We start from the raw sequence: 1,845 nt of genomic DNA, 5'->3' as shown, positions 1-1,845 counted from the left end.
CGCTGACCTGAAAGTCTACCTGCACCGCGAGCCGATCGACTTCCGGGCCGGCATCAACAGCCTTGCGGTTCTGGTCCAAGAGACGATGGCGCTCGATCCGTTTGCTCCGGCGGTTTTTGCGTTCTGCAATCGCCGTCGCGACCGGATGAAGCTCCTGTTCTTCGATCGGTCGGGCTTTGTGCTGGTCCTGAAGCGGCTGACCGAGGACAAGTTCCGGTGGCCGCGCCGGGAGGCAGCGGTGGTCACGCTTACGACCGAGCAATTGCACTGGATCCTCGACGGCATCGACATCGATGCGATGGTCCGCCATCCGGTGCGGCAATATCAGGTTGCCGGTTGAGGGCTCTCGAATTGAGCGGTTGACGCGGCGGCATGCTTTCGATTCAAGAATCTGATGAATCGACCCGGCGAACCGACTGTTGAAGCGTTGATGGCGCGTATTGCTGCGCTGCAGGCGCAGAACCGTCAACTCACCGAACGCGTCGTCAAACTCGAGGAAGAGCTGGCGCTTGCACGACTGCATCGTTTTGCGCCGCGCAGTGAAAAGCACATTGACCGCCTCTTCAATGAAGCCGAACAGGCCGCGGATGAGGACGCCGCCGACAACGAAGATGGCGGCGTCGTTGTCCTGCCGGACACGGGCTTGCCGGCCAGCGAAGGGGCGACGGGAAAGAAGCGCGGCCGCAAGGCCTTGCCGGAAAACCTGCCGCGCGAGCGCGTCGAGTATGACCTTCCCGACGATCAGAAGGCTTGTCCTTGCTGCCGTCACCAGATGCATCGCATGGGCGAGGCCGTTACCGAGCAACTTCATATCGAGGTGAAGGCGAAGGTCCTGCAGAATGTGCGGTTCAAGTATGCTTGCCGTCATTGTGAGCGTACCGGCATCAACACGCCGGTCGTGACCGCGCCGATGCCCGCGCAACCCTTGCCGGGCAGCATCGCCACGGCTTCGACGCTGGCCTTCGCGCTCGTTCACAAATACGTCGACGGCACACCGCTCTACCGCCTGGCGCAGGCCTTCGAGCGCGCGGGCGTTCCTGTCAGCCGTGGCGCTCTGGGTCACTGGGTGATCGGCTCGAGCGAAAAGCATCTCGCCCGCATCTATGACGTGCTGAAGCTGCGGCTCAGATCGCAGCCCCTCATCCATGGCGACGAGACCACGGTCCAGGTGCTGAAGGAAATGGACAGAGAGGCCACCAGCACCTCGTACATGTGGGCATACCGGAGCGGCCACGACAGTGACGAGCCGATCGTGCTGCTCGATTATCAGCCGGGTCGCGGCCAGATACACCCGCAGACCTTCTTGGGCGATTACCGCGGCATCGTGATGAGTGACGGTTATTCCGCCTGGCGCACGCTGGAAGGGGCAACGCATCTTGGCTGCATGGCCCATTCGAGGCGGCGCTTCGTCGATGCCCTAAAGGCGAGGAAGAAGGGTGGCGGCCCGCCGGAACAGGCGCTCCGGTTCTTTGAACAGCTCTATCGGGTTGAAAGGCAGGCGCGGAACGAAATCCCCGATGACGGCGAAACGCGAGATCACTGCATTCGCCGCTTCCGCCAGCAACATAGTGTCCCAATCCTCCAGGCTCTCAAGGCATGGCTCGACGACTTCGCTCCAAAAGTCTTGCCGGACAGCAAGCTCGGCGACGCCGTCTCCTACACCCTGAACCAATGGGGATATCTGACTCGTTACACCGAGGACGGCAGCATGCCGATCGACAACAATCTTCTCGAGCGTGACATCAGAATCTTTGCCACTGGCCGGAAAAGTTGGCTGTTCAGCGATACCGTCGACGGAGCCAGGGCCAGCGCCGTCATCTACAGCCTGATGTTGACCTGCCGCGC

The 1,845-nt window shown here is 61.7% G+C and carries 2 protein-coding genes; both read left to right on the top strand.

Features of this window, described 5'->3' with window-relative positions:
- Positions 1-340: IS66 family insertion sequence element accessory protein TnpB (gene tnpB, locus NKJ73_RS33970; protein ID WP_352572738.1), on the top strand; the 340-nt coding region annotated here is incomplete at its 5' end.
- Between the two features lie 54 nt (positions 341-394).
- On the top strand, positions 395-1,845 hold a 1,451-nt coding region (tnpC, locus tag NKJ73_RS33965), incomplete at its 3' end, for an IS66 family transposase (RefSeq protein ID WP_352572736.1).

It is taken from the genome of Mesorhizobium sp. M0074, assembly GCF_040322975.1.
Lineage (GTDB): Bacteria > Pseudomonadota > Alphaproteobacteria > Rhizobiales > Rhizobiaceae > Mesorhizobium.
The sequence above is the reverse complement of the archived record's forward strand: the minus strand, read 5'-3'. Positions and strand labels throughout refer to the sequence as shown.